Below are 26771 nucleotides of genomic sequence, written 5' to 3'. Positions count from 1 at the left end.
AAAAAATTCCGTATCATTGCTAAACGTTCTATCTATTCTACCATGTATAGCAGTAATTCTCCCCGGGCATGGACGCATACCGTTGCCTTCGCCCTGGTTATCGCCCTGACAGCTCTATCCTGCCACGAGCAGGAGGAAATCGCCCCCGCAGACACGAAAGCCCCGGCCGCCAGCACCCTGTTTACCGCTGACGACATCGTGGTAGCCGGTATTCCCAGCGACGGCCTGGTCTGGAACATCCTCACGCTAAGTATTACAGCACCGCCCCACGCCGGCATTGAAAGCGTGACCGTAAGCCTTGACAGCACAGCCATCGTCACCCACACCGCCCCTTCCTTTTCGCTGGCTGTTGACACCCAGCCGCTGGAAGACGGCCCGCACACACTCACCATCGTTGCCAGGGACAGCCTGGGTGGTCAACAGGCACGGCAGGTGTCGATAACCGTGCGCAACATTCTGCTGTCGATCAATATACCCGCCGATATTTTCTCGCCGCCAGGGCAATCTCCCCTAAAGGGCTACATCCTGCTCTCTGACGAGCAGGGTGAACCAATCGTCGTGCAGGAGTATCACCCGGGCGACACACTGCGACTGCGGGCACCCGGGTTCGATGGCGCGTCTTTTTACGTAACCGAACTCTACAACATCGTCACCTTTGGGTTGACGCGCGCCCAGACGTTCTGTCATGTAGAACGCGGCCCCTGGGTCATCAGTAGCTATCATACGGAGAGCTATATACCGCCCAATTATGGCAGCGCGTCCGTCAGCTTCAGCAACGCCATACCCGGTGCCGACTATTCCGTAGCGATCAACAGTACGTACCAAGAGCTCAATACGCCCACGCAAACTACATTTGGTCTCTATGGCCACCCGTACAGCAAAGTATTCATTACCCGAGACGTTATCGATCCCGTCACGGGCGTACGGTACCCTACGCATTATGGGCTGACGTCGTCCAACATTACGGCCGGTCTGAATCCAACGATCGACCTCAGCCAGGTAAACCAACCCACAACGCAGCAAACCGTCACAACGGAACTTCCTGTCGGTACGGTTGGCCTTTGGGGAGTCCCCGCAAATTCCGCCCCTAACGAATTATTCTGGATCGGGCGCTTTAATACTTTGAACAATACCTTGCAGTATGCATATCCGGGCAACGCATTTGCCTCCTACTACCACGAATACTACTATGAGTTTGAAGGAGAATTTCACCGTAATAATCTAAACGGCTTGCCCGACGGCACTGCACTGAGTGCCTCCTTCAACCTCGCCATCACCGACAACGACATCGAAGGCACAGTAACCGGCACCGGCGTCGATGCTTATTATAGCTATATGGTCAGCAACGAATATTCTTTAACACGGGAGATATTCGCGCCACCCGGCACGCAGCAAATAATCTTTCCCAGGATTCCTACGCCACTTCCTGGCAGCGGACCAAAAACAAACATTGCTACACAAACCTACTTCACCGCCGTCGACTACGCCGGATTTGACGGATACGACGGACTGAAAAACTACATCCGCAACAGTACCGGTGGCACCGACGGCATGTTTTTCGGCGGAAGCGTGCCACGTCGCACCCATACCCTGTATCCCTTCTGGGCCGGAGGTTCCGGGCGCCAGCCATCGGGGCATAACAAGCCTGCCACGCAGGCTCGCCGGTAAGTCCTCTCCGATAATACCTGCGTATTGTTTTCGAGAACGGCTTTGGAAGAATTAGGTTCGCTGGAATTCATACGGGATGAGTGTTGGAATGGCATTGAAATAATCCGGCCAGCCCTGAAAGGGCGAAATACCACAGCCCAGGCTGAAGCGCCCGCGGAGGCCTGGGGCGGACGGACACACAAACCACGTATAAGCCCTGTAGGGGCGCAACAATTCGAGGTTCATCGGATCCCGCGCGGACAAATGCACGAATTTGTTCTCCAAATCGCACAATATATAGTGGATCATATCAAGAGACCAAAGATCAGTTTAATAGCGTCTGGAACCACCTCGTGAACTTCTCGCGCGATAGGGTCGGCCGAGAATTGTAGTTTCCCGCGATGGCCATGTTGGCAAATGCCAGCATGTTCACGTTGTCATTGCTCACGCATAGCACGATCACGACTGAACCCTGCCCAGCATTCGTGCGCACGGCAAACACCGTAAGCTCGTGCACGTCATTCAGCCAACTCCAATCTTTGAAGCCGAAGTCAACTGTCTTGATGAACGCTTCCTTGCTGTAACCGGCCATATCGTGGTATAGCTGGTACTGGTCGTAAAACTCCAGCACCGCGCCGGTAACGTCTGCCAGGGCGATCTGTTTTTGGAATTTACCGATTGCACTGTCACCTGTCTGTGTCGTCCACAAATATTGCTGGGCGAAAACGGTAGGCATTAGAAAACAAAAAGTCAGGAAAAGTATGGTTTGTTTCATCGTACGGTTGTTTGTTCCTTTTCAATGCCGCACATCATGCAAGGGTATTCCGAATTTTCACCAGATCGACACGGAAGCTACAGCGCTGCAATTCCTGTTTTTAGAAATTCACCGTTACTTCGACGCGGGCCGGCCTGAAATCTCAAGGCGCTCTGTTATTCTACAGGATCATCCGAAGACCAACCTGCAACTTTTTCAGTGTATTGAAACCGGTAAAAATGACAAAATTCTCGTTAATCATGTAGCTTCCATTCACACCAACACCAACGACAGATTCTCTAGCGGTTATTATGTGATAACCGTCATCGCTAAATCTTCTGTCAATAAAGTTAGTGTAATGGCTATTAGAACCAATAGACAACTCACCGTCCACGATCCATTTTTGCTTAATGACTCGTCCATAGCCTAAGTCGATACTGAAAAAGGATTCGCCACTTCCGTCGGTAGTTTGTCCATAATTTGCCAGTTGATTCTCGACCTCCTTTCCACGCATGTCCGACATTTGGAATGCACCGCCCAACTTGAAGAGGTGGCGATAATCCTTTAAGTAGAGGAGTTCAAAGCCTACGGCGTTGCTTGTAGCATAGCTTATGCCGACGCCAATCCGTTGGCCTGACGCCTCATTTGAAATGGCCCAAAATAATAATGTAAACAGTAAAATGATGCTTTTCATTTGTTGAAAGTTAGGCGTGATTCGGTTGTAGGGTGGCTGGATATACACTTACAGGTCGCAGCTTCACTAGTGTAAAGAGTGTACAAGATCAAATAAGTATAATAAAGATGATGTATTTATTTGGCCGATCTCTTGACCTTGTTTCGGTCCAGGATATTGGTTGCCATAGTTATGACAGATTAGTTGACAACGGCAACCGGGTTTCCGTGCGTTAACGTGTTCTTTCCGAAACCTGCAAACCGGCTTTCGGTGGACACGGAAACTAAAAGTGCTACTCAGGAAAATGTGCCGCGCGGCCGCTGTTTGTGTACCCTCTCACGCTATACGTACGTCGCCGCCAAACTAAACTATGGCAGAACACGACATCGATGCAACGGTGTACACGACGACAGTGAGCACCCCTGGAATTTCCGATCATTTAATGGATATACCCGCGAGTTCGAAACTGAATTGGACATATTCTTTAAGCAATGGGTGATCGGGATTATAAGCGCTAAGGATCCGGACTGCCTCGTCGATGTAATACTTTGCTTTGCCTGTCTCAGCCGTTGCCTTCAACATCTCAGCAAAGGTTCTGTAGACGGGAGCTAACAGAAAATGATCTTTAGGATATTCAATCCGGCGAATTTTGATGGCTAATCTAATCGCACGGAAAGCATCTTCTTCCGTTGATTTCCGCATCAGCATCTGGGCAAACGTATTCAGGGAAATTGCAAGCGCCGGGTTGTACCTCCCTTTCGATTGATGAATGCGAACAGCCTTTTTCTGGTAGATCATCGCCGCGTCCAATGAATCCATTAAAAAAAATAGGGTATCCGCATAGTTGCCATATGACTGAGCCAGGTCAGGGTGGTTGGGGTGTAAGTTGCGCTCTCGGATAGCAATGGCTTCGAGATTATACCGCACAGCCTCCTCTTTCTTGTTGCATTTTCGAAAGGCTAACGCAATGTTGTTATATGAGACAGCAAGAGACAATTCTAACTCGATCTTTTCCTGATCTGTTAAGGTGGGTTTCCCATCCGTGTCTGCCTCCAGTTTGTGCCGCCTTTCGTCGAGCTGCGCAAGCAATGCCTGCTTGATAACGATACTCTGTTGATGAGCCGAAAGAGCATCCTTGTATCTTCCCAAATCCTCGCTGAGAAGCCCAACGGCATCCATAGATTTAGCCAGATTGATTCCCGTAATGCCGGCTTCCCGTTTGGCGTTCAGATCCTTTCTTGAGTGGTACCTGGCGGCGCTGATGTTTCCCAGCGACCGGTGGATTTGAAACAGGTTGGCATGTGCGTATGAAAGGTCCTCCCAAATGGAATTCCTTCGATGTACATACCGCTTGAACCGATACGAGATCATCTGGTACTCCAATGCCGGTTTCCAGTCTTTCACCCGCATGAATGCGGCACTGGCTACATTTGCCACCTTGTATAACGTGTGATCACTTGCAAGACGCTCCGCCAGGATTACCCTGGTCAGAGGGATCAGCGGCAGTTTGTCAAATGGATCCTGCTGGTTTCCATCGGCCAGCCGTCTGCCCAAATGTATCGCCAAACTCTCCGAGTTGAATTTCCTTCGCAGTTTTTTCAGGACGATTTCTTGTAGTAACGGATGCACCCTGAAAGCCCGGCGGTTACGCTGAATCCAACCGGCCCGCACCAGCCGGTGAAGCCTCTCGGGGAAATCAAATAACCGCTCCTCATCTCCAACGTTAAAAAGTGTTAACAGGTCCACCGCATTCAGGTCGTCCCGATACTGAAATTCCACGGGAGGCAGCGAAGCGAGGCGAAAAAGCAAATCTAGTTGTTCCTGGTCGAATCGACTTAAATCGAAAATTCCGGATAGGAACCGGTTGTATTTGTCAAACTGCCTGTACTTGTTTCGTTTAATTTTAACTCCCGGGGAAAGTCCTTTTGAAATACCCAGGACTTTTTTTTTACAATCGCTAAAACTTCCGCTAGCTTAAAAATTCGCAGCTCAGAGGTCTTGGCCACTACCTCTATCGTCAGGGTATGATAATCGATCATTCGAATGATTTCTTCCACGAGCCGGTCATCTGTCTCGAAAGTGTAGTGCTGATAAAATAACTGTACGGCGTCTTCCATAGTTAATGGATCAACCGGTACCTGAACGTAGTTCAGCAAAGGATCGCGCGAGGTCACCACCGTGCTCCATCCACCAGAAAGGCTAAGTGCGCTATAGAGATCGGAATGTTCAGTTTCTTCCGAAACATTGTCCAATACCAGCAAATTATCGCCTTTTAATTGCTGAAGACGGTTTACAATCAGATTAAACCTGGCCGTCTGGCTTTTGCCACGAACCTCATCGTGAAGCCCCAGGCTATCCACCAGCTGTATACTATTAACAAGAGCATGTTTTACCGTGGACTTGACCTCCAGGTAACAGATATGACTGAACAGCGCTTGATGGGTGTTAAGGAAGCATTCGGCAATCGTAGTTTTACCAATACCGCCAACGCCGGCAAGCTGAATACTTTTTCTGCCTCGGTTTTCTTCGATTGTCCGGGCAAGCTTTTCCATAATCGGCAGCCGTCCGACGACTCTTTTTTCATCAACAAACGGTATCGTCGTCAGAAGTTTTGGAATAGGCCTCGCGGGAACGTTGATGTTGATCGTACCGGTATTGACCGAAACCAGAACATTAACGCCTCCGATCTGTATAACCTGCGTGATCCCCTGCAGCATAGGGCACTCAACCGATATTGATAGTGCCTGTACTTGTAATCACCGACACCGACTTTTCACCATACTGATTCACAATCACAGTGGAATTGCGCTGATGGACGAATTTCAGAAGATCGGTTCGATAGGCCAGATCTCCGGCCAGGCGCTCCGCTATCAGCGTCCGGAGGGCTTCGTGGTCAACCGCGCTGCTAGCCGCAGATTCAGCTTTCGCGATAATGGCTTTCTCCTCCGTTTTCTGAAAAGGCTTCTTAATCAATTCCCAAAGACTTTTCCCAGCCTCCCCGGAAAATTCTTCCAGCCCCTTGCTCAGATAGGGGCCGATGACAGGATAGAGAATAGACAATAAATTAGATAGATCCATGGTGTAATTTTTTAGAAATGAATCAGCAATCTTCCAGGTATCCGCGGAAATTAAAGTTAGGAATAACCGGTCAGATAAAAAATCACAAATTCCACTATCTCCATCCGAACGTACTACCACAAAACAACGGCTGGGAAGCATTATTTTTGATTAATTATTCTAATAATAAAGCAAGATTACTTCCGGGATCGTGAGGAACTCATTAAAAGCTGTAGCGAAGAGATGGTGTCAAGCTGTAAGAAAGCGATGGAATCGGCCATGATGAGCTCGGAAAACCCCGTGGATCAGCTTCGCGAAATGCTGCATGCCAGCATCGACTGCGGCGTTAAATTTGCATTTATGGGCAAGCTTCATACACATCGCGAGCATAGCCACACCTATGTGATATATTGCCGGACAGGGTTTGTAAATAATACATAATACGGTCATGATAGAAATTTGGGAAAAGACATTCCTGGAACATCGGGCAATGTGGGGATTCGAGCCCGCTCCGTCAGCCATACTGGCAAAAGATCTCTTTGTTTCAAAGTCCGTAAGGTCGGTTCTTATACCCGGCATCGGATATGGGCGGAACGCAATGAAGCGAAAGTTTTCGAAACTTTTTTGTTTTGTCTAATATTGAAGAGGGTGAATTTACGTATGACGTAGGGGGATCAGTTTGTGCTCCAGGCAGTTGTCAGTTCACTGTCATCAAGCTCACCGGCATAACACACGGAAACTAAAAGAACCAATCCGGAAAACTTCTCATGCGTCCGTCCCACGGCAATAGTACGTTTGCATACCTCTCGTCATGTACGTACTAAAACTTAGCCTATGGTCCCACTATCCCCATCCGAACGTGAATATCGCAAAGCACAAAATAAGAAAATCGTAACCTCGGCTGCCTGCCACTCGTAGTGCTCGGCTTCCTCTTCAGCTATATCTTACTTGCTTAGTTTAACTTGGAATAAATTTCGTTCAAAAGGGACGATAGATTTAGTGCGTTGCCTCGTGTCAATATCTCTTCTAATTGATATTTCGCCATGATTTAGTTCTATTAGTTTTTTTACAATATTCATCCCCAATCCACTGCCTGATTTACCAATTTTAGTAGCTATCTCGCCAGAATAGTTTTCCTTGAAAATGTTTCCGATATCAGCGTCGGTGATTTTTATGCTGGTCATTTCCAGATTAATATCTATTTCTTTTGGGCTACTTCGAAAGTATATACTAAAACTGGTGTTAGGTAGAATATATTTAGTTGCATTGTCAAACAGATGACAGAGTGCAACGGAAATTGATTTATAATCAACTATTACATGTTCGTGGCATGGACCTATTTCTATAATGATACCTTTTTCGATTAAGTCAAGCCAAAAGGGAGTTAAATTCAAAAGAGTTATTTTGTGTGCCGAGTGTTTGTGAAATTCCAGATACGGATTCTCCATATTGATCATGTCAAAAACGTCGAACTCAGATTTCATGAAATTAGCGCTCTTAAGTACCCGCAAGACTGTTCGAGATGTTTCGTCTGGTTTTTTTATGACAATTTCTTTTATAACCTCTGTCTGTCGTTTCCCATTCAAAACTAGTGAATCTTGAGGGACAAGATTATAGATGTATTGTAAAATATTGGCATTGTGACTGATTAAATTGTGTCTGAGACGTTTGAAGTTCCTCTCTTCACCATCTCTAATGTCTTCTTTGTTTTTTATTATATACGGAATGAAAAATATACATGCGTCAAAGTAGTGTTCGAGAATTTTATTGGTTATGTTTTTGTCATATGAAACAAGATAAACGAGGCCAGAGGTGTATTTCCGAGCTCCATGTCGCTTGTGCGATCCTTCTATTTCGCAGACACATTTTTTTATAGATGTGTCGCAAGACTGTAATTCATTTAAATGTGATTCTGGGAGATTTGATGCAATAATTTTCCCCTCATAGATGATATGATAGTATTTAATTTTCATCCGCCTCCAGTTAAGAACAGTTGAATTACTGACGACACATTGGCTGCATTTTGAAGGTTGAAAACTTTTCCAACTTCATCTACAGAGAAATTTTTGCTGGTTGCAATTTTGGTTAGTTTTTTAAGTATTGCATCGCTTTCCACGCTTCGTCCTATTTCTTTTATTAGAAGTTGCTTAATTCTCTCTATGCATTCGTTAAGCGAGAATGCCTCTTTCGCAAATTTCTCAACCAAAAATTGAAACTGGTATGGGTCTGCATTTTTACTCATTCGGCTGTCGGCCATGTTGATACCGTCGGAAAAAGCTTGCACCTGGCCTTGGTCTTCGGCGCTATAAGCAATAATCTTCTTGCTTGGATATTTAGTTTTAAGAGCTACGATTAGACCAAGTCCTTCATCGTGAAATTTGAGGCGTTTTCCTACTCCTTGGATGTCAACAAACATTATATGAGATTCTCTTACCTCTGACTGATCCAAAGAGTCGACATCTTTGATCCGCCGGGTGTTTACCCACCCAGCGGTTTTTAGGATCTCAATTAAAGGGAAATTTTTGTCATCAATAAAAAGAACTTTGCATATCTGTTTTATCTCGTCTAAGCTTCGTTCAGGAAGCTTCTTATTTGCAGTAAACAGTCCAAACATATTAATGAAATCCTGCCGGTTAGTTGAACGATAATGAGACAGGGCTGTTATTTAGAGATGTTTTTATTTGATAGGTATAATGATATTTAGAGAAATATTTTTTTTCGACACTAAGTGTCATGTTTAATTCTAGTCTAGGTGTTTGGTCTTATGTGATTGAATATCAGGTATTTTTAGTATCTTAATTCACGTTTGGCCATCCGCTTATTGCGTACAATCAGTGTTTAGTGCTGGTCATGAAGGCTGACGTTTCAATATATATCAATAATATGGAAGGTAAACTGTTGGATCATAAGGCAAACGATCTATTGGAATTATTTGGTGCGGGAAGACCGACACCTGGATCTGGCAGTGCAGCGTCTTTGCAAGCGATGTTGTCAGCGAAATTAATTTTAACAGTCATTAAGCTCACAGGCAAGGATAAATTCAAGCCGACTTATGACAACGTATTGCCCGAACTGCGACGGCGGGAATTGGATATCAACGATCGTATTTATCCGGAGCTTGAAAATTTATTCCAGCAAGACTCTGATAAATTTGATGAATACATACGAGCTTACAAGGAGTGGGAAGCGGAAAAAAATCCTGAGAAACGAGAGCACTTGCATCGTATAAAGTTGGATCGTTTGGCTGAGGCTACGGAAAACACTGTCGCTATTGCTCAGTTTAGCGTTGGACTTGCGGAAGTCGGGGAATTTATCTTTAAGAATGCCTTCAAAGATGTGAGAGGTGACTCTGCTGTTGCACTTAGTGGTGCTATAGCAGCATTAGCGGGATGCATTTCAATTGTTGAACTCAATCTCGTCAGCTTTACTAGCCGTGACGAATGGAGCTGTGAAGTTCAGGAAGAAATCTCGATGTTGAAGATCAAGCATCGGGAGTTATTGGGAAAAGCAGCAGAATGTGCTGGATTACTTGAAAAAGAAAACGCGGATATTCATCATCAAGCATTTTTGAAAATAGTGACTGATTTGCGTTCGGGTAAGTGGGAAGAGCTTACTACTTCTGAAAGTTCGATAGAGAAGTTGGCGAGAGATGTACAAAATGTGTTATGGATGTATCGTGACTTAATCTGGAAAAAGGATGTTCCAGAAAATTATATAGATGTACTCAAGCCGGAAGTGGCGATCAACAGGCTGTTGGGCTACCAATTTGGTTACGCATCGTTGGGGAGATTTGTGGCAGAAGACGGCAGGGAATATGAAGCGGCTGGTGAAATTGACAAGGGCAGGAGAGTAGTTAGAGTTTCTGGGGACATGCGCCCTTCAGTTCGGAATTTTACGGCGGCACACGAATTGGGGCATGCATTGCTTCATAGTGGCAATGTGCTTCATCGTGATCGCCCGTTAGATGGTTCTGATGAGAATAAAGATGTCAGGGAAAAGCAAGCTGATAAATTTGCAGCTTTCTTTCTTATGCCAGGTACACTTGTCACATCATACTTTTATGAACTGTTCGGGATGGACAGATTCGTAGCCGATGAAAATACAGTTTTCAAACTGCGTGGAGGTGTTCCTAGCGCCTTTCGGAAGAGGATAGAAGAGATAGGTGGACTTGCTTATTATCTCGCAACAGTAGAATATTTTAATGGACGCTCATTTAATTCATTGGCAAAAATATTTAACGTCTCTAGAAAGGCCATGGCGATTCGTCTGAAAGAGTTAGGTCTTGTGGAAGAATAAGTAAGTTGTGATAGGACCGCGCAAAACCAAAAAAGCATCGAGAGATCGGTGCTTTTTTGTTTCTGGATGCGGACCGGACGGGAGTAGAACTATTCCGTAACCGACTGATATTCAACGCACTTATTTAAGTCCTGCTTCGTACTCACCGCTTTTTCAATAAAAGTGGCAGTGCTGTAAGTACGTCAAATATAAGGCTATTGGGGCATATTTTGACGTGCTGTCGAATTAAAATGGACGCTCACGCAGGTCGACTGACTCTTGCTTTCCAACGGAAGGGCAGGGCGGAATTTCCCTTAGAACGGAATATGAACAGGTAAGTGGAATACGTTATTTTCCTTCTTAGGCTTATAGGTATCGCTGACAGCATCTGCATTGTACAAAAGAAGGATTATTACATCAGAGTCTTTGGATGCACGCAACTTCTTCATGGAAGCTGCCTTCTTTCCAGGAAAAAAGGACGTAGCCACATTAAACGCCTCACCGATCAATTTATTCCTTTCATTTCTGGCCATGACGTCAAAAGCATTGTGATTTTCATTTCCAAACAGTACTTCATACTCATCAAATCTTACAGCCTCCAACACTCCATTTAGTAGAGCTTGCACGCCGTACAAAATCGTGAGGTCCGTCATTATCCGATTGGCCGCCTCGAATATTGAAACATTAGGGTAAGGACCGGCCTTGATAGTCTCACGTTTCAAGCCCAGTAGGAAACTATGAACATTGGTCGCCGAAATCGACAGGGACACGCTATCCAGTAATCTGAAATAGGAGGATATTGCATCGCCTATATTTTTCTTGTTTAGCGTTCTACTCTTTCCTGTTCCGATTTGAAGATTCATATTTTTTATTCTGAATTATTTCTTTTATGCATTTAAGCCGTATAAAATACTGTATATTTATAGAACTGGAGTCATCTGTTTGTTAAATGTCGGTAAATGTCGTTGATAACTCCCTATAGATACTTTTACTTTTATGAAAACCTACGGGTCGCCATAGCTTTCACTTCGCTAATGATTCACAATCATCAACATTTATTCCTTATTCATTGTAATCATTTAGCGTAATTACAGTCGTCGCCTGGTGATAAAACCTTTATCAATTGTCTCGAGCTTAGCCCTTTATAGCAAATCAGGTATTTTCGGATGGCAGCCCTGCAGTACTTTGACATGAGGTCAATGTCGAACGCCTCGGCTAAGTGAGCCCGTCCACCGTGGATGATTTTGTTTCTAAGTCGATAGGCTTCGCTAGAGAGAATTCTAACGACAGAAGAATCGTGCTCAGGTGAAATCATTTGCGCCAACCGGGTTGCTATTTTTTCTCCTTTAGTTCCACTTTTTTCAGGAACCAATAAAGCCTCAAGTGTAATCATAAGGTCGATAATCCTGTCCTCCAGATTTAACCGAAGCTGAGAATAAAAATATCTTCGTGCAACAAGTGCAAAACTGAAGTTACCTTCAAATTCACCTTTAAAAGACGGCCAAAATACACGCAAAGAATTCAACTCATCACTTGTGAATTTGACTTTGGAGGCAAAGCGGTACTCATTGGGCATTGTATAAAACCCCGCTGACTGAAATTCCTTTCCATTCACTAAATAGAAATTTCCTCTGTTGATATTGAGAATGTTTGCAGAGACCACCGAAAAGAAAATTGAAACAAGATTTATTCCATTACCTGGAGCTAGTCCTTGAATCAACCCACGGGGAATGTGAAAGTCAAATTCCGCAAAAAATTCATTGTCAAGAGCCTTTTGTTCAACATCCTTGGGGTTATTCGTCCTGGACCAAAATGCTTGACGTTCGTCCAGTGGAGCTCTCCTTACCATAAGCTCAGGTGCAATCTCGAACTTTTCGACCTCACAGAAAAAGCCCTCCAAGGCTATCTTCATCCGCACCGGAATGAGTTCTTTGCTTCGCCTCTCATATGCCCTCTCATCGAACATATCCATATTTATTTCGACCATTTAAGATTTATTGCCCACTTGGTATGTTGTCCAATTTTATAAATCGTCTTTGCTTGGCGGCCATCAAAGCCCAACGATTGAATCAAAGAAACATCTGCCCATTTAACATAGTCGGAGTCTCCTTTTTGGAACAGCTCCTCCATCCTTTTTTCCTGTTCTGCATTCGGAACAAAGTCAAGAATATCGTATTGCAGGATTTCCCAACAATCCCAGTTTGATGCGCGCTTTAGCGGTGTACATACCGTCTTTCTAAAGTTATAATTCACGTAAGAGAAAGCTTTCTGGTCCAAAAGCTTTCCCTTACCATCAATCAACTCCTCATAAAATTCACGCCAATGCGAGACCTCTCTGTCCTTGCCTGTATTAAACCAGTCAATGAACTTAATCGCATTCTTTGCAGGAACAAAAACGGCAAGATCATCCTTCTTTAATCCATTTGTAGGCATCTGTAGATCATCAATAGCATCGAAGTCGTTCAGTATTTTTTGCGTTAATGCTAATCGCTTATACTTACCACCAACGAGCTGATAGTGATCCCAATTAGAATTCTTCACCAGTAGGTACTTATCGTTTACTTTTATTCGGTAGAGATAAGACATAGAGAAACGAACGTGACCACCGAACAGACCCAACCACCAGCACCTTATAACCAACCAAAGCCGATGCCAGTTCGTATACGCGTCATACACCAGTTCAACCGTAAACAGAAGGACAAACATGCCCAAACCATTTCCAACAAATTCCGGTCGTAGTTCATCGCTTAGAAAATATCTTCCGACGACAATAAGGATTGTAGCTGCTATAACCTGTAATAGATACTTCATATGATTTTGGGGCTTGGCTTAACGTGTGATATGGTTTCTTTCAGGATCTTGAAAGTAAGTTCTTCTTTAGGAAAACATTTAGCGATTGATTCCGGAAGTATCCTCAGTCGGATATCCGAAAATGAATAACCTAACCCATCATTATTCTCGGGTCCAGTTAGATCTGCCAATTCCTGTAAGTCCCGATTGCTTAGTGAAACGCCCTCGAGACTTTTGGAGAATAACTCAACCCGTTCTTCTCCGGATGGCCTTTGAAATTCAAGAACTACCGCCGCGCGTCTTACGATTGCTTCATCGATAAAATGAAGCCGGTTGGTAGACATAAATACAACAGCTCTTCCTTTTAGCTCTCGGATCTCATCAATTTTTTGGATAAGTGTGTTAACCGCAGCCTTTTCCTCCTGGTGCATCTGCATCGTTGAACGTGTAGTTGCGATCGCATCGGCTTCGTCAATGAACAGAAATGCGAGTCTCTTTTTGCCAGCCTCGGTCTTGAGCTTATCAAATGCATCATTTACCAAGTTGCCCATTTGACCGTGCAGACCTTCACCCCGCACTCTGGTACTAAGCTTAAGGAAAAAACCTTCTTTGCCAAGTTCCCGAACCATTCTATCAGCGATTGCCTCAGCTGAAACTGTCTTGCCGGTACCCGCGTCTCCCGCTAAAATTATCAAAGGATGTCGGTCCGTTAATTGGCTGATTATTGGAAGCTCTGCTTTATAAAACTGCTTACTCCATTTCACAAGACCTTCCTGATCAAGTAGAAGTTTAAGGTTGCCGTGGATGCGTTGAAACCTGGATTCGAAGCCAATCAAATGGCTTGCTCTTTCCTTCACGGCTGTGCTTGGTAATTCTATCGTGTTGTCAAATATGGAGGTTGCCATTATTGAAAATTGTCTTTTCTAAGTTCGTAACCATTGCTTCCGTATAGTTGAGCGCCCGATTTCGACAAATGCGAATAGGAGTTATCGATGGAGGAAGGCCCCCAATTTCGCTTAAAGCCATTGTCCCTTTCAAATTTTGATTGTTGCTCTTGCGTAAGCCCATCCCAAGCTTTGTTATTTTTCACAATCACTGTAAGGTGCGTATTGGCTATGTTTGGCCAGTTGTTGCTTCCTGCTCTGTCACTTTGTATAGCTTTACCCTTTTCATCAACCGTATAGCGTGTGGCACGTGCCGGTTTGTTATTCTGATCAAGGAGGGTAATATCAACATAATCAAGGTATTTGGATTCAGCCCAGGCCATGATGTCATGCAAAGTGTTTTCAACATCCTGGACAGACATCTTCTCAGTGCGCGCAGCGATCATCCGGAAGTCGGCACTGAAACCTTCGAAAGTTCTTCTGATATCAACAACTGTATAAGTTGATGTGTTTGTATAAGTACTGTACATGGTTATTCCGTTGGTTCGATGTTAAAAGATGATCCAAATACCCGGTTCCACTCCTCAATTGTTTCGCCCTCGAAGTTTTTAGATTGGGCGATGCATAGTGATTCGAAAGCATCATTAGCCTCCGCTACCACCTCTTTCCAGATTTTATCATCTAGCTTTTTTGCAGCATTATTTTCGTTATTAGTGGGATCCGATACGAATATCGGAGTATCGTATGAGGGTACTTTCCCAATGGCATCTTTGAAAGTGATGACAGGAAATCCGGGATCGCTTACAAACTTGAAGAAGCGAAGCAATCCATCTTCAATGCTCTGTGCACACCCTTTCGTAATTTCAAGATGGGCAGCAATAAGTTCAATCGCGAAGGAAGAAATGCCAGATTCATCATCAACCGGCTTTAGTTCTTTGTAATTACGCCACCACTTGATCGCTCGAACTATTGCTGTGTAGGATGAATTCTTCGATCTTCTTCCCTGAGCAAAGTCAAGCTGTTTTGTTACGCTCGTGATGTATTTCTTTCCACCACCACCACGCTGAGGCTGAACCACATATTCTTTATGCGATGATAATGGAACAACTGGAACAATATCCATCTCCAATCCGGTTCCTGTGAAGGTGATCTTGATGGACTTTGTATTACCCTCAGCATCCACGTCCCGGTTAATGTCTTTCGTTGGGTATATTTCCTTGAGATACTCAACTACGAAATCGTGCAGTTTCTTTAGGTCACCCTGTATGTTCTCATCACCTTCAACGTAAAGAACGAGATCAACATCGATTGGATGTTCTCCTGTTGGTCGAAGTATGGTACCTTTTTTCCAGGAACCCGCAATAATGAACCTTGTTACTTTTAACCCGGTTCTCTTGTCATTCTTAATTTTTTCTTCAAGTTTTTCTCGCAGATTGTTAATCTGAGTTCTAAACTTGGGCATATCATCCCGCTTCAGTTTGATTCGGGTGATAAAGTTTTCCAGTTGTCCGTTATTAAGCCGCATATAGATTTGATTACTTTGAATATTCAAAATAACTCACCAAGTGTGACATCTATTGTCACTCGCTCAAAGCCTGAAAAGGCTTAAAACGGCCAAAAATCGCCATTTTTGTCTGGCTGAAACAACGTTATGCTACCTGTATGCTTTGGTTTATCCGGTCGATAAGCTGAAGAAGTTCCTTCCGGTCTTTGTCCGGAAAGTTGTCCAGTCCCTTGCCGTCATCGATAAATGGCGACTCATATAACATATCCTTTTCAACGATTCCGTTTGAGATGTAGGAATTAATCAAGAGTTCGAGTACGGAAAATTGCTCTGTCGTGGCATTATGAGTTTTTGCGAAAGAATTGAAAATTTCATTGGCGGCTCCCTGATCGAGACCGAGTGAGCGCCTGATGAGTTCTGTCAAAGGTTTGCCATCCAATGCTTTCAAATATGCTTCTTTGTCCTGTATCCTGCTCTCTGCAAAAAAAATGTCGCTAAGTCTGTTCGCTTCATCAACAGTGATCGGTTGAGCAGTTCTTATCTTTTGAATAACGAGATCATTTTTGTGTTGATAGATCAAACTCTCCATTCTTCGTTTGTAATCAGCTGACGTAAAGCTGGCATAGGTTTGGACTTCTTCCTCGGCAAGATTCCCCGTAAACGTATCCGTGAAGTTGGTGTAAATGACAGTACGATATTCTTTATCAACATGGCGGACAAGATCCCGTAGTTCCTTACGAACTTCTTCCAACTGAGGTAGAGTGACATTTGCCCAGTATTCATCCTTTAAAAGAGAACGAATCAACGGTTCTTTCTGAAGAACAGATGGCATTGTTCGTTTTTTTAATAATCCTTCTGCAATTCGCTTAATCCGCGTTGTGCTCAATTCCTGCTCCGGATCTTTGGTCAACAGTTGCTCTTGCAAAGTCATCACGTTAGTGTCGAAACGGAGTGCATCTTCTTCATTGTCCGCCTCTGTGGTTTGTCTCACCAATGGACTGATGTGTTCGATAATGTCGCGTACCGCAGGCTTGGCAAGAGCATACCAATTCTCAATGCTCTTGTATTTCTCGACATATGAGAGTTCAGCTTTTACTGCATAACTTTTAATATCGAGGGTTCTTACCTCGCTTTGAAGCTCATCCACTAATATGCATCCTAATTGATGGAGGGAATTTTCCTTTTGTTCAATAAGAGCTCGCCCCAACTTCAGTCTGCTATTGAAATAGCGCTCACCTAACGTTTTGTTTCTACTGCTGCTATCTATTTCCGGATTTTCATCGAAGAATTCAAAATTATGACACCAATCAAATACCAGAAAATGGTGTTTATCAAGACCCGGGCCAAAAAGGTCTTTAACTGGCCTGGTACCGCGTCCCAACATCTGCCAGAACTTAGTGTATGAACGCACTGGTTTACAGAAAACTAAATTTACAATCTCCGGAATATTGACCCCGGTTTCCAACAAGTCTTCGGTTATGGCAATCTGTGGAAGCTTCTCTGCGGTGCGGAAATCATCATAGCGTGATTTATCTTTCCCATCAATTACACGTAGCAATTTTCCGCCATCTTTAGGCTCCATCTCATTGAAGACATCCATCATAAACAGCGCATGTTCACGCCTGCTTACAAAAATGATCGTCTTTCCAATACGTTGACCACCAGCCACGCGTAATCCCTTTTCCATCAATTTTTCAAGAATCATGCGAACGGTATCTTTATTCATGATCCATTGATGAACCTGAGAGGCTGCAACGGCATCAGGTATTTCTCCCGTGTCAGGATCAGTAAACTTCTCCTCATAGTGCGCCTTCTCCTCATCATTCTTCAGGTCTTTATATGTAATGCCTTCCGAATAAAACTTTGTTTGAACCGGAACTCGCTTGAATGGCTTCAAAACTCCAAGAGCAACGCCATCTTCTAACTCGAATGAGTAGGTCGGATCTTTATCTTCAAGGCCAAAAATCCGATAGGTATTTTTGTCTTTATCTTTTTTTGGTGTCGCAGTCAACCCAACTTTGAATCCATCGAAATAATAAAAGATCGCTTTGTATTTGTTGTACACGCTACGGTGGATTTCATCAAATACAATCAGATCGAAAAAACCAGGACCGAGAGTGCGGCTGCCATCTTTTTCTCTCGCACCATCAATCACGTTATGTAGTGTTTGATAGGTTGAGAATACTATACGACTTCGCAATGGGTCCTTATCATCGCGCAGATCACTTAATGAATATTCGGTGAGATACTGTGTAAAGTCTGCCTTGGCTTGCGTTACAAGGAAGTCTCGATCGGCAAGGAACAAAACGTTCTTCACCCAATGTGCTTTGCTGAGGAAATCTGCCAGCGCAGCGGCTGTACGTGTTTTACCTGACCCGGTAGCCATCACTAACAATGCTGCTCTAGTTTTCTCTTTCGAAAATGCCTCGGCAATACTCTCGAGTGCTTTGGTCTGGTAGAGCCGGTCGATGATGGTGTTGTTGATATTCGAGATCAGCAACGGCTTTCGCTCCCTGCGACTTATCAGGCGTTCAAGTTCTTCTCTTCGATAAAACCCTTGCACGGGCCGTGGCACGTAGGTCAACGAAGGGTGATCATCCCACAACCAGATGGTTAAACCATTGGTGAAGAAAATAACCGGGCGCTGGCCGAATTGCTGCTCCAGTTCATTAGCATACCCTTCGGCCTGGCCTTGGCCAACTTGAGGATCATGCATGGTGCGCTTGGCTTCTACAACAGCAAGTGGTTTACCGTCATCACCCCACAGCACATAATCTGCGCGTTTGCCGCTGACAAGCGGATACTCTTTTACATTGGCGGCATCCAGATCCCAACCGGCATCCATCAATGCAAGATCAATATAGTCTTTGCGTGTTTGCTTTTCGTCAATGACCAACACATGAGGCTTGCTGGAGAGCAACTGCTTTTTAAGCTCTTTGTTGGACTTGCGAACCTTGAGGTTGTCAAGATCAAGCTTCTCAAGTTCGGCAACTGGCACAGTGGGGCTAACGGGTTTGACAAGCGTGGGATCAAAGGCATTCACTTGCTGACCATCAGCACCGGCATATCGATAGTAAAACCAAGTGGCCACATTGTGTAAGTTACGCAAAATGACTTTGGCCTTATTTGACTTTGATTTGCCTATGCTTTGTCGTGGGTCGAAATCATGATCCAAATGAATGGTATCGTTACCTGCATGTAACACGATGTCTGCACTTTGCATGAGACCGGTATTGTGTCTTTTGCCATAACTGTCGGTAATAATGTATCGAGCTAGTTGGGTATGATTGAGAAAGCTCCCATTGAAAAGGAGTACGCCAAGTGTTGGCTTCGCTTTTTCATCACGCAGAGCAGGGTATGCCAGGTTTTCTATTTTATAAACCGACTTCACCATTGCCTCCAGGCATTTGCGCGACAAAATAAGCGACACATCGGCCTGACTAATGGCAACCTTCTCTGCTTCAGTGCAGAGTTCGTAAAGACCAGGGAAATCCTGTTGGAAGAATGAGAAATTAGAGGCCATCTGTTAACCAAGGGTTAGCTACATCTTACCAAGATAAGAGTTTAGTGTTCTTTTACAAATTCACCTTTGAAGACTTGTTGGAGAAGATTCTGAAAAAGTTCCCCGGATTTAATTGAGGAGTGCGCAGCTAGGCTCTTTTCCAAATGAATAACCTTCATAATCTGAGCAAATTTTTTTTGAAGATTGAAATCTGGTATCGGAATTTTAAGTTTTCTGAATTCACCAATATTGAAATGTTTTTGAATTCCACCAACTTTTTTTGATGAGACAATCATTTTACCCTCTTCAGAATTGAACAAGTATGCTAAATAGATTGGATGGATTACATTGTCTTTGGGCCGAGATATGATTAAATCTATACAATTGCAACCATCAAGCTCTTTTGGAATAACAGCAGCAGTTCCAGGAATCCCTGTCCTCACAAAAACAACATCACCCTCACGTAGAATTGATTTTGAAAGTAGCTTCTCGTTATCCTCCTTGGAAAAATAGGCTAAATTTCCAAGATCAATTCTATTGGGTTTAATATTCAATGACCGTAATGCAATGACACCCTTTTCGGTATAATATGATGCGGGTTTTACCACCACTCCAACTGTTAGTTTGGTCAGATAGTCCTCAGATTTCTTTAATGGCCAGTTCCGTTCATTTATTGTGATATTACCAAACATGTCATGAAAGATACTTTGGGATAGTTGGTCGTAATGCTCAAGGAGCAGTTTATCCTTATGACAAAGGCGATCGGCCGCATCAAGTATGTTGGTAATCTTTTTTTGAATAGTTAAAGAAGGTACAGGAATCTGAATATCTCGAACAACACCGCTAGTTATTGCGGAAAAAGTAGAGCCATTTCCCAATGCTGCTAATTTTTCTTCTATAGATTTAAAAAAATAGTAGGCATATTTGAAATGTAATTCTTTTCCAGGTCTAATTGCTGCGAGCCCTCTTCCAATACACGATTCAATATTGCAGATATTAGTTGGTCCTACTGGGGCCCTAACTGACAGCAAAATGTCATTTGGAATTGCAATCTTAGTTGCCTTATTTGTATAGTAACGTACTGTAGGATGGGTGTCATTAAAGTCTGCCTTGCCTTGAAAGAACGGCATTCCTTCACCAGAAGTATTGTAATACTTCGATTCGGGCGATTGCCCGGAAATTATTTCTGCTACTGATGACAAAGAAGTGAGTTTCCAATTCATTTCAACAGCAGTTCAAGTTGTAACAATTCTTTACTTCGTTGTTCGTCGAGTTTGCGAATTGCTTTAATGATGTTCGTTGGCTTATCATACTTTACCTCCACATGATCGATGACTCGATATCGATTCATGCTTAAATCATATCTATTTTGAGCTATCTCGTCCTTAGTAACAAAAAAGCTTTTCGTATTCCTGCCCTTTTCGGGAAGTTTATCCAGCATTTTGTGATGTGCTTTTAGATTTTTCCAGATGTGCAAAATGTGTGGCAGATCAGTGTCATTCATCTCTGTATTGTCCTCTAATTGTTTGAATGTTTCAAACTCGGGTGCCTGAGGCGTACGCTTGTCATCGAGTGAGTAGCCATCAGTTTTCATTTCGTAGAACCACACATCTTTGGTTCCTCCGTTGCCAGTCTTCGTGAATATCAGGATAGCGGTACTCACTCCAGCATAAGGTCTGAAAACTCCACTCGGCATCGAGATCACCGCTTGTAAATGATGGCGTTCGACAATTTCTTTCCGCAGATCTACATTGGCTTTGTTACTTCCAAAGAGTACGCCATCGGGCACTATCACGGCAGCGCGTCCACCACTTTTTAGTCCACGTAGCATTAATGCCAGGAACAGCAACTCGGTCTTCTTGGTCTTCACTGTTTTCGTCAGCTCGGCGTAGATCACATCTTCATCGAGGCTTCCTTTGAATGGCGGGTTAGCAAGCACAAGCGTACAGGCATCAAAGAACCCGGCATTCGCCTGGCTTAACGCATCCACATCTTTCAATTGAACGCCCTCTATGCCGTGCAGCATCATGTTCATGGCACCAATACGCAACATCGTTGGGTCGAACTCCATACCCATGAACATCTTGTTCTCAAAATGTCTTTTGTTTTCCGTCTTCAGCAAATCTTTAGTTTGCTTTTCGCGAACGTATTCGCTCGCTGTTACCAGAAACCCGCATGAACCCGCGCTGGGGTCGCAGACAATGTCATCGAGTGACGGCTCCATCATCGCTACCATCAATTTGATGATGTGACGTGGCGTGCGGAATTGTCCGTTCTGCCCTGCACTTGCGATCTTACTCAAAAGATACTCATACACATCTCCTTTCGTGTCGCGGTTGCTCATGTCGATCTTATTGAGCAAATCCACGACGAGTGAAAGCAAGCGGGGCGTTGGGATCATGAACGTAGCGCCCTTCATGTAGCGACTAAAAGTACTATTCGATTTTGAACCCAATGAACGGATGAATGCAAAGACACCTTCATCTTTTGTAAAGAGTTGGTACATGGTTTCGGCATCCTTGTCCTTGAACTTACTCCACCTTAGCTCATACTGTTTTTTTGTAAAAACGGGTTCTTCAATGGGCTTGCCAAGATCATTAGCTTTCTTCTCTTTTAGCGTTTGAATCTCATCAAGTCTTTTAATGAAAAGGAGGTAGGTAATTTGTTCCATTACCAGCAATGGGTTGGCCAAACCTCCCGACCAGAAGGTGTCCCATACTTTATCGATTTGTGAACGTAGTTCGCCTGTTAGCATGTTAGTCTGTAATAATAGAGTTGAACCAATGATAACATCCAAAATGGGAATATACTAATCCCAAGATCATTTCAGAGGAAGGGTAGTCGGCACCCACTGTTTCAGGATTGTGTGAAGCATAGGTGGATGCCGTGTAGTAAATATTTTTAATGGTATTGACTAAGTATGAGGGAAATTCAGTATGAGTTTTTGCTTTAAAATCAACGACAAAGAAATCCACAATAGCGACAGTTCGATTACCCATATTTGCTGGGCGCTTTGGTGGATTTTCTCGGTTTATTTTTTCAATGTAAGTTCTCAGCTCAAACGGTGCGCTATAATAATGTAGAGGAATGGTGTCAACCAGGGCCTCATTTAGTAACCGAAGCGCGTCTAAGGTCGTCTTCTTCCTGACAAAGTCATGAAGACCATTATTTAATCCGTCCAACAGCTCAATTAAAAGCTCGTGCTTCTCTTTATTGAAGTACTTGGCAGAAAAGTTAAATACAGCTGGATAGCTATTTTTAAGTCTTTCTGATGGGAGTTTAGAGGCTTCCGTTTTAAGAAACTTAAGAACATCCTCAAATTTCGTTTTTGATTTATCAAAGACTTTGAGAATTTGATCGTTGAGAGTCGTTACCGGTTCAATGTCTGGATGGAATCCGGTATAAACAACAACGGGCACGAATCTTCCTTTTGCCCGCTGCTCGCGTAACCATATTACTGCCTCCAGCAGGTGTCTGGGATCTTCCCCTTTCGAACTATCACGTAACCGCCCTTTGCCATCTATAACAACAGCATGATATGTATTAAAGTTAGTGTCCAATTCTACTTGGGCGCTTTCCCAGTCATCATAACAATTTAAGTCACAGTCGAGCGCAGCTCCAATCTCCCGGCTGGACGTCCGGAATGCCTCGTTGTCATCACTTAATAAAATCTTGATCATGTTAGTCGTTATATGGAAGCCTTATTTTAAATCCTACGCCCGGAATGAAGGCCTTTGATAATACAGCGTTGGCTTCTTTACCTGTTGAAACTGAGTGGGTTGCAATATACAAAGTTGCTCCCTCTGGAAATTTCAATTCTTCAAATGTTCCATCGTGAAATTTAACCACCTCATTTATCAGGAAACCGCCAATGCCTGCACCCTTATTACTGCCCGTTTTAACCCCGAATGAGATAAAATCTTCAAACGTAAAGCCATCTGGGAATTTGTTGCCATTGTTCATCATGGTTAATTCCACCGATAGTTCATCCTCTGAAACAGAAACATCAAATGCAATCAATCTTTGATCAAACGTTGTATTTGCGAATCCATGCTTGACGCTGTTCGTTAAAAAATTCTTAATGACCTTGGCGAAGAGTGGTTTATCAATGTTCACTACGAGCCGGTCCTTCCTCGACTTCTCCGTCAATCCAACGGTTACTTCAACATCTCTTAGTTGACCTTTCATTAGGTCAACCTGATCCTGAATAAATGATCTAAGAACAACTCTTTCCTTTCTTAGTTGTGATCGGTCAAGCGCTAATAGCGCCTGTACGTCATCAAACAATGACCCCATTTCCTGAAGAACCAATTCTTGTTGGAAAATGAGCTGTTGAATTGTACGAGAGTCTGGAAGATTAACAATTTTATCGTCCCAAGCTATACCTCCGCTCTTGGCTTTTCCATCAAGGTAAAGCTTAATTGAGGTAATACCGCCGGACAGAACAACATGCAGATTAGAAAACTCATGTTTAATAGCTGAGAAAAGGACACGCTGTGCCGATTTTTCATCCTGCTCCCGTTCTCCTTTAATGGATTTTATTGAATGTTCCCGCAGCCTAAAAATTTGAAGAAGTTCTTTCTCCTGGCTTTCGAGCGTTGGTACTTTGATTTTCAGTCGAAGAAAGTCTTCTAATCGAACAAAAACCTGTACTGCACCGCCCCTTATTTGATTCAACTGTTGTCGAAAATATGGTTCATTGAATTGAGTAATGAGATATTCGCTAATCACCAAATCTTCATTCGGATAAAGCGCTATAATATTTGAACTAAACGCTGCGGAGCTCCCAGCAAATAATGTTGGTTTTAGTTTAGTGCCAACTTTTGCAATTAATATTGCCCCTCCGCGCACAATATAGTGCGGTTTAATTATTGACATCTTATTGATGAAAGTTGTGATGCTTTCCTGGGGAAGTAAGAAATCCTCATCGGAACTTGATAGATCTTTAATTGTTATGTAAGGAATTCCCTCTTTCGAATCAAGATGCTTTTTTGGTACAGCAACTCCAATTGAATGATTTGCCAGTACAGTGTGGATGGGTTGATATTCCGGCCCAAGTTCAATCCTGTCAAGGTATCTGTTGACGTTTAGTAAGAGATCATTATCAAAAACCTCATTCAAGTCGATCACTGTCGTTCGATTACTCTTTGAGTTATCATAGAATTCATAGGGCTCGAACAGTGTCGCCATTCCGGTGTTGCGCACTTGACCTGACTCTAATTCATTTTCACTTACTTCTTTGAAAAGAATCTGCCTAGCTTGCTGCGGTGTTTTATTTTTGTTGATTACAAGAATTGATGTGTTGGCTGCAGAGTATGGTTTAAGGCTGCCAACGGGCAGCGAATAAACTGCTTCGATCCAATCGTTATGAAGTAGCCAATATTTGATTTCTTTTGACCCTTTATCATTCGTAAATAAGAAACCATCAGGTATCAGTATTACGGCCTTACCATAATCAGCCAATAGATGAACAGCTAGCTGAATATGCACATTCTCGCCTCTCGAATTGGAAGGTAAAAAATTAGGAGGAAGCTTATAGAAGTCATGTTGGTGGTATCTTACTCCATATGGAGGATGTGTAACCACGTAGTCAAATTTCCTGTCATTTAGATGATTAGAAAATAAATCAAGTGTGTTACCTATATGGTAGCTGACTTCCTTAACCCCATGGAGGATCAAGTTCATGCGTCCCAGCATGACACTCACCGGATTGATGTCTTGAAATACACACCCATATCCAGAATGTCCCTTTAGTATTTCGCTTGCTAGTCCTCCGTTTCCAGCAAACGGGTCGCACAAATTCTCATAGGGAGCAACATGAACAATTGTAGAAATGAACCTGGCAATGTTTGTTGGTGTGATGGACTCTCCACTATCGCGTCCCCATCCTGAAAAGGAATTAAGAAAATTATTGAAAGTATCAGCAAACTCGCTCTCGCTTATTGAACTGTATTCAAAATCAAAATATTGAAGTTCGCCAACAATCTCGATTAGATTGTTGTGCGATAACTTCTTGAATGTTGACATTAACTCTTCATCCAAATCTAAAAAATTGACATGCCTTGTAAATCTTTTAATCGAATCGAGGATTTTTGACTTCAAATGTTCGTTATACCCATGGGCGAAGTCAATATTTCTATCGAACCTATAGCCACTAAAATACTCTTCACCCAGATAATTCCCAGAGGCTCGGAAATAAAACAGTAAATATCCTATGACTAAATCAAGGTTGTAAATGGTCTTGGGTCTTAACCTATCGGATATGTGAAATAGCAGGCTCAACAAGGAATCAGAAGACCTATTGCGCATAACGATTTCATCGCCAATTCTATCAAACAACTCAGGGTAACTGCTTATCCTAGCCGAAACCTGAAAAGTCGAAAGATTTTCGGCATCCTCCCTTTCATAGAGATTCCTATCTTTTATTGCACGAACAATTTCTCCAGTTGTCATTGGTCGTCCATATTCCATCAAAACCCGCTCGATTGCTTCGTGTAATGTCATCCGCTCTAAATACTATGCTAATTAATCTTCGATCTGTGACATTTTAGGTCACGTCTGTCGGTATTGGCTATGAGATCGCTCAAGGATGGATTTAATTTCGTCTCTTAATGTCAAAGGTTCAAGGACTTCAATTCCATCGCCAAACCCAAGTATTGTTGCCTTCAATTCATAGTTGATGATCAAATTGAGTTTTATTACAAGACTTCCATCACGTTCCATTCTAACTGGTTCCTGGCATTTATGAATAGGTTTCGACTCAACGTGCCGAACTGATACTGGATTGACTCTTAAAGTGATATCCTCTGGGCTTTTGTCGTAGTCCATGGACACACCAATCACCTTATCAAAAAACGTGTCCGGGTGGAATAGATCATTAAACTTAAATTTTTGCTTGGATACTTTTACTTTCTGAATTCGATCGAGACCAAGTGTCAAAACTTTATTTGACTTGTCTTCGCGGCCAATAAGCCACCATCGGTTACGATACTCTTTCAATAGATAAGGATGGACAACGTGCTCTTTTGGTTCCGCGTGTCTATAGGAATGATATAAAATATCCAGTGTAGTTTGCTCACGGATAGAGTCAAACAGTTCATTGAACCATTGGGCTCCTTTCGCACTGGTATGATTTTCAAACTGAACAATTGTTTGATTGTCCGGTACATTAGTGTGTATCCGGTTGGCAAGCTTCCCAATTATTAAATCCAATTCATCCATCATTTGAAAGTTCTCAACCTTTCGTAAAATATTTATCGCCTGTTTTAAAGCCCGCAAATCATCGCTATCGAGTGGTACATCCTTTAAGGAAAATTTATATTCATACGAATATGTCATATCACCTTTCTTTGGCCTGTGAAGCGGTGCGCCTTTCAATTCCAGATAGTTCAGATCTCTCCTGAGTGTACGCATATCTACGGGCTTTTCATCTAAATTCTGGAGTTTTTGATTTACCTGTTCCAACAATTCATTCCCGGTCCAGTTTCGATGAGCCAGCAGTTCATCCAGAATTTCAGCCCTTTCTTGGGGTTTTCGGGTCTTCGGCATAGCCAGGCAGTTTAATGACTAAATTGGAGCCATTATAGCTAAAAAAACCTAAAAATAGCTTGATTTGAAAGATTTTAGCTGATCTGCTGAAGCAATTCACCATCATCCCTTCCAACGTGTTGATACTTTGCACTATT

21 protein-coding genes are annotated in these 26771 nt (G+C 43.2%); 2 read left to right on the top strand and 19 right to left on the bottom strand.

What is annotated here, in order from left to right:
* Positions 1–42: 42 nt before the first annotated feature.
* Positions 43–1668, top strand: coding sequence for an Ig-like domain-containing protein (locus tag KK078_RS22990; RefSeq protein WP_254092673.1), 1626 nt, complete (start codon positions 43–45; stop codon positions 1666–1668).
* 304 nt (positions 1669–1972) lie between these two features.
* Here KK078_RS22990 and KK078_RS22985 read toward each other — a convergent pair whose 3' ends face one another.
* The 7 genes from KK078_RS22985 to KK078_RS22955 all read right to left on the bottom strand — a co-directional run bounded on the left by KK078_RS22985 (position 1973) and on the right by KK078_RS22955 (position 8745).
* Positions 1973–2422: a hypothetical protein gene (locus KK078_RS22985; RefSeq protein WP_254092672.1), complete on the bottom strand. Its 450-nt coding sequence runs from the start codon at positions 2420–2422 to the stop codon at positions 1973–1975.
* A 160-nt stretch (positions 2423–2582) separates the two neighbouring features.
* Positions 2583–3095, bottom strand: coding sequence for a hypothetical protein (locus tag KK078_RS22980; RefSeq protein ID WP_254092671.1), 513 nt, complete (start codon positions 3093–3095; stop codon positions 2583–2585).
* A 414-nt stretch (positions 3096–3509) separates the two neighbouring features.
* Positions 3510–4883 carry a tetratricopeptide repeat protein gene (locus KK078_RS22975; RefSeq protein ID WP_254092670.1) on the bottom strand — a complete coding sequence of 458 codons (1374 nt, stop codon included), beginning with the start codon at positions 4881–4883 and terminating at the stop codon, positions 3510–3512.
* Between the two features lie 26 nt (positions 4884–4909).
* The gene (locus tag KK078_RS22970; protein ID WP_254092669.1) at positions 4910–5791 is read right to left on the bottom strand and encodes an NB-ARC domain-containing protein; all 882 of its coding nucleotides are present in this window, start codon (positions 5789–5791) and stop codon (positions 4910–4912) included.
* Positions 5792–5798: 7 nt separating this feature from the next.
* Complete coding sequence (locus tag KK078_RS22965; RefSeq protein WP_254092668.1) at positions 5799–6152, bottom strand: hypothetical protein; 354 nt, start codon at positions 6150–6152, stop codon at positions 5799–5801.
* Between the two features lie 923 nt (positions 6153–7075).
* Complete coding sequence (locus tag KK078_RS22960) at positions 7076–8104, bottom strand: ATP-binding protein (protein ID WP_254092667.1); 1029 nt, start codon at positions 8102–8104, stop codon at positions 7076–7078.
* A complete protein-coding gene (locus tag KK078_RS22955; RefSeq protein WP_254092666.1) occupies positions 8101–8745 on the bottom strand; it encodes a hypothetical protein in 645 nt (214 codons plus the stop codon). Before KK078_RS22955 ends, KK078_RS22960 begins: the two co-directional genes overlap by 4 nt.
* A gap of 236 nt (positions 8746–8981) precedes the next feature.
* Here KK078_RS22955 and KK078_RS22950 point away from each other — a divergent pair, with 236 nt between their 5' ends.
* A complete protein-coding gene (locus KK078_RS22950) occupies positions 8982–10427 on the top strand; it encodes a cyclodeaminase/cyclohydrolase family protein (protein WP_254092665.1) in 1446 nt (481 codons plus the stop codon).
* 293 nt (positions 10428–10720) lie between these two features.
* Here KK078_RS22950 and KK078_RS22945 read toward each other — a convergent pair whose 3' ends face one another.
* The 12 genes from KK078_RS22945 to KK078_RS22890 form a co-directional block, all read right to left on the bottom strand.
* Entirely contained in the window at positions 10721–11269 is a 549-nt protein-coding gene (locus KK078_RS22945) for a hypothetical protein (protein ID WP_254092664.1), read from the bottom strand.
* A gap of 212 nt (positions 11270–11481) precedes the next feature.
* Positions 11482–12378: a HEPN domain-containing protein gene (locus tag KK078_RS22940; protein WP_254092663.1), complete on the bottom strand. Its 897-nt coding sequence runs from the start codon at positions 12376–12378 to the stop codon at positions 11482–11484.
* 2 nt (positions 12379–12380) lie between these two features.
* A complete protein-coding gene (locus KK078_RS22935; protein ID WP_254092662.1) occupies positions 12381–13217 on the bottom strand; it encodes an SMODS-associated NUDIX domain-containing protein in 837 nt (278 codons plus the stop codon).
* The gene (locus tag KK078_RS22930) at positions 13214–14053 is read right to left on the bottom strand and encodes an AAA family ATPase (protein ID WP_254092661.1); all 840 of its coding nucleotides are present in this window, start codon (positions 14051–14053) and stop codon (positions 13214–13216) included. The genes KK078_RS22935 and KK078_RS22930 overlap by 4 nt, the downstream gene beginning before the upstream one ends.
* A gap of 47 nt (positions 14054–14100) precedes the next feature.
* On the bottom strand, positions 14101–14610 hold the full coding sequence (locus KK078_RS22925) for an HORMA-1 domain-containing protein (protein ID WP_254092660.1): 510 nt from the start codon (positions 14608–14610) through the stop codon (positions 14101–14103).
* Positions 14611–14612: 2 nt separating this feature from the next.
* Positions 14613–15605, bottom strand: a complete 993-nt coding sequence (locus tag KK078_RS22920; protein ID WP_262898772.1) for a CBASS oligonucleotide cyclase — start codon at positions 15603–15605, stop codon at positions 14613–14615.
* Between the two features lie 124 nt (positions 15606–15729).
* Complete coding sequence (locus tag KK078_RS22915; protein ID WP_254092658.1) at positions 15730–19107, bottom strand: type I restriction endonuclease subunit R; 3378 nt, start codon at positions 19105–19107, stop codon at positions 15730–15732.
* A gap of 41 nt (positions 19108–19148) precedes the next feature.
* Positions 19149–20309: a restriction endonuclease subunit S gene (locus tag KK078_RS22910; protein WP_254092657.1), complete on the bottom strand. Its 1161-nt coding sequence runs from the start codon at positions 20307–20309 to the stop codon at positions 19149–19151.
* Positions 20306–21841 carry a type I restriction-modification system subunit M gene (locus KK078_RS22905; RefSeq protein ID WP_254092656.1) on the bottom strand — a complete coding sequence of 512 codons (1536 nt, stop codon included), beginning with the start codon at positions 21839–21841 and terminating at the stop codon, positions 20306–20308. Before KK078_RS22905 ends, KK078_RS22910 begins: the two co-directional genes overlap by 4 nt.
* 1 nt (position 21842) lies before the next feature.
* The gene (locus KK078_RS22900) at positions 21843–22766 is read right to left on the bottom strand and encodes a DNA-binding transcriptional response regulator (RefSeq protein WP_254092655.1); all 924 of its coding nucleotides are present in this window, start codon (positions 22764–22766) and stop codon (positions 21843–21845) included.
* Position 22767: 1 nt separating this feature from the next.
* The gene (locus tag KK078_RS22895; protein ID WP_254092654.1) at positions 22768–25590 is read right to left on the bottom strand and encodes an N-6 DNA methylase; all 2823 of its coding nucleotides are present in this window, start codon (positions 25588–25590) and stop codon (positions 22768–22770) included.
* A 48-nt stretch (positions 25591–25638) separates the two neighbouring features.
* Positions 25639–26634, bottom strand: a complete 996-nt coding sequence (locus tag KK078_RS22890) for a helix-turn-helix transcriptional regulator (protein WP_254092653.1) — start codon at positions 26632–26634, stop codon at positions 25639–25641.
* Positions 26635–26771 lie beyond the last annotated feature (137 nt).

The sequence above is a fragment of the Dawidia soli genome (genome assembly GCF_018598185.1).
Taxonomy (GTDB): domain Bacteria; phylum Bacteroidota; class Bacteroidia; order Cytophagales; family Cyclobacteriaceae; genus Ohtaekwangia; species Ohtaekwangia soli.
Note: the sequence above shows the minus strand (reverse complement) of the source record. Positions and strands in the feature narration are given on the sequence as shown.

Coding starts and splice junctions, on each gene's coding strand:
- KK078_RS22990 (WP_254092673.1), top strand. CDS start 43: ATGTATAGCAGTAATTCTCCCCGGGCATGGACGCATACCGTTGCCTTC.
- KK078_RS22985 (WP_254092672.1), bottom strand. CDS start 2,422: ATGAAACAAACCATACTTTTCCTGACTTTTTGTTTTCTAATGCCTACC.
- KK078_RS22980 (WP_254092671.1), bottom strand. CDS start 3,095: ATGAAAAGCATCATTTTACTGTTTACATTATTATTTTGGGCCATTTCA.
- KK078_RS22970 (WP_254092669.1), bottom strand. CDS start 5,791: ATGCTGCAGGGGATCACGCAGGTTATACAGATCGGAGGCGTTAATGTT.
- KK078_RS22965 (WP_254092668.1), bottom strand. CDS start 6,152: ATGGATCTATCTAATTTATTGTCTATTCTCTATCCTGTCATCGGCCCC.
- KK078_RS22960 (WP_254092667.1), bottom strand. CDS start 8,104: ATGAAAATTAAATACTATCATATCATCTATGAGGGGAAAATTATTGCA.
- KK078_RS22955 (WP_254092666.1), bottom strand. CDS start 8,745: ATGTTTGGACTGTTTACTGCAAATAAGAAGCTTCCTGAACGAAGCTTA.
- KK078_RS22950 (WP_254092665.1), top strand. CDS start 8,982: ATGAAGGCTGACGTTTCAATATATATCAATAATATGGAAGGTAAACTG.
- KK078_RS22945 (WP_254092664.1), bottom strand. CDS start 11,269: ATGAATCTTCAAATCGGAACAGGAAAGAGTAGAACGCTAAACAAGAAA.
- KK078_RS22940 (WP_254092663.1), bottom strand. CDS start 12,378: ATGGATATGTTCGATGAGAGGGCATATGAGAGGCGAAGCAAAGAACTC.
- KK078_RS22935 (WP_254092662.1), bottom strand. CDS start 13,217: ATGAAGTATCTATTACAGGTTATAGCAGCTACAATCCTTATTGTCGTC.
- KK078_RS22925 (WP_254092660.1), bottom strand. CDS start 14,610: ATGTACAGTACTTATACAAACACATCAACTTATACAGTTGTTGATATC.
- KK078_RS22920 (WP_262898772.1), bottom strand. CDS start 15,605: ATGCGGCTTAATAACGGACAACTGGAAAACTTTATCACCCGAATCAAA.
- KK078_RS22915 (WP_254092658.1), bottom strand. CDS start 19,107: ATGGCCTCTAATTTCTCATTCTTCCAACAGGATTTCCCTGGTCTTTAC.
- KK078_RS22910 (WP_254092657.1), bottom strand. CDS start 20,309: ATGAATTGGAAACTCACTTCTTTGTCATCAGTAGCAGAAATAATTTCC.
- KK078_RS22905 (WP_254092656.1), bottom strand. CDS start 21,841: ATGCTAACAGGCGAACTACGTTCACAAATCGATAAAGTATGGGACACC.
- KK078_RS22900 (WP_254092655.1), bottom strand. CDS start 22,766: ATGATCAAGATTTTATTAAGTGATGACAACGAGGCATTCCGGACGTCC.
- KK078_RS22895 (WP_254092654.1), bottom strand. CDS start 25,590: ATGACATTACACGAAGCAATCGAGCGGGTTTTGATGGAATATGGACGA.
- KK078_RS22890 (WP_254092653.1), bottom strand. CDS start 26,634: ATGCCGAAGACCCGAAAACCCCAAGAAAGGGCTGAAATTCTGGATGAA.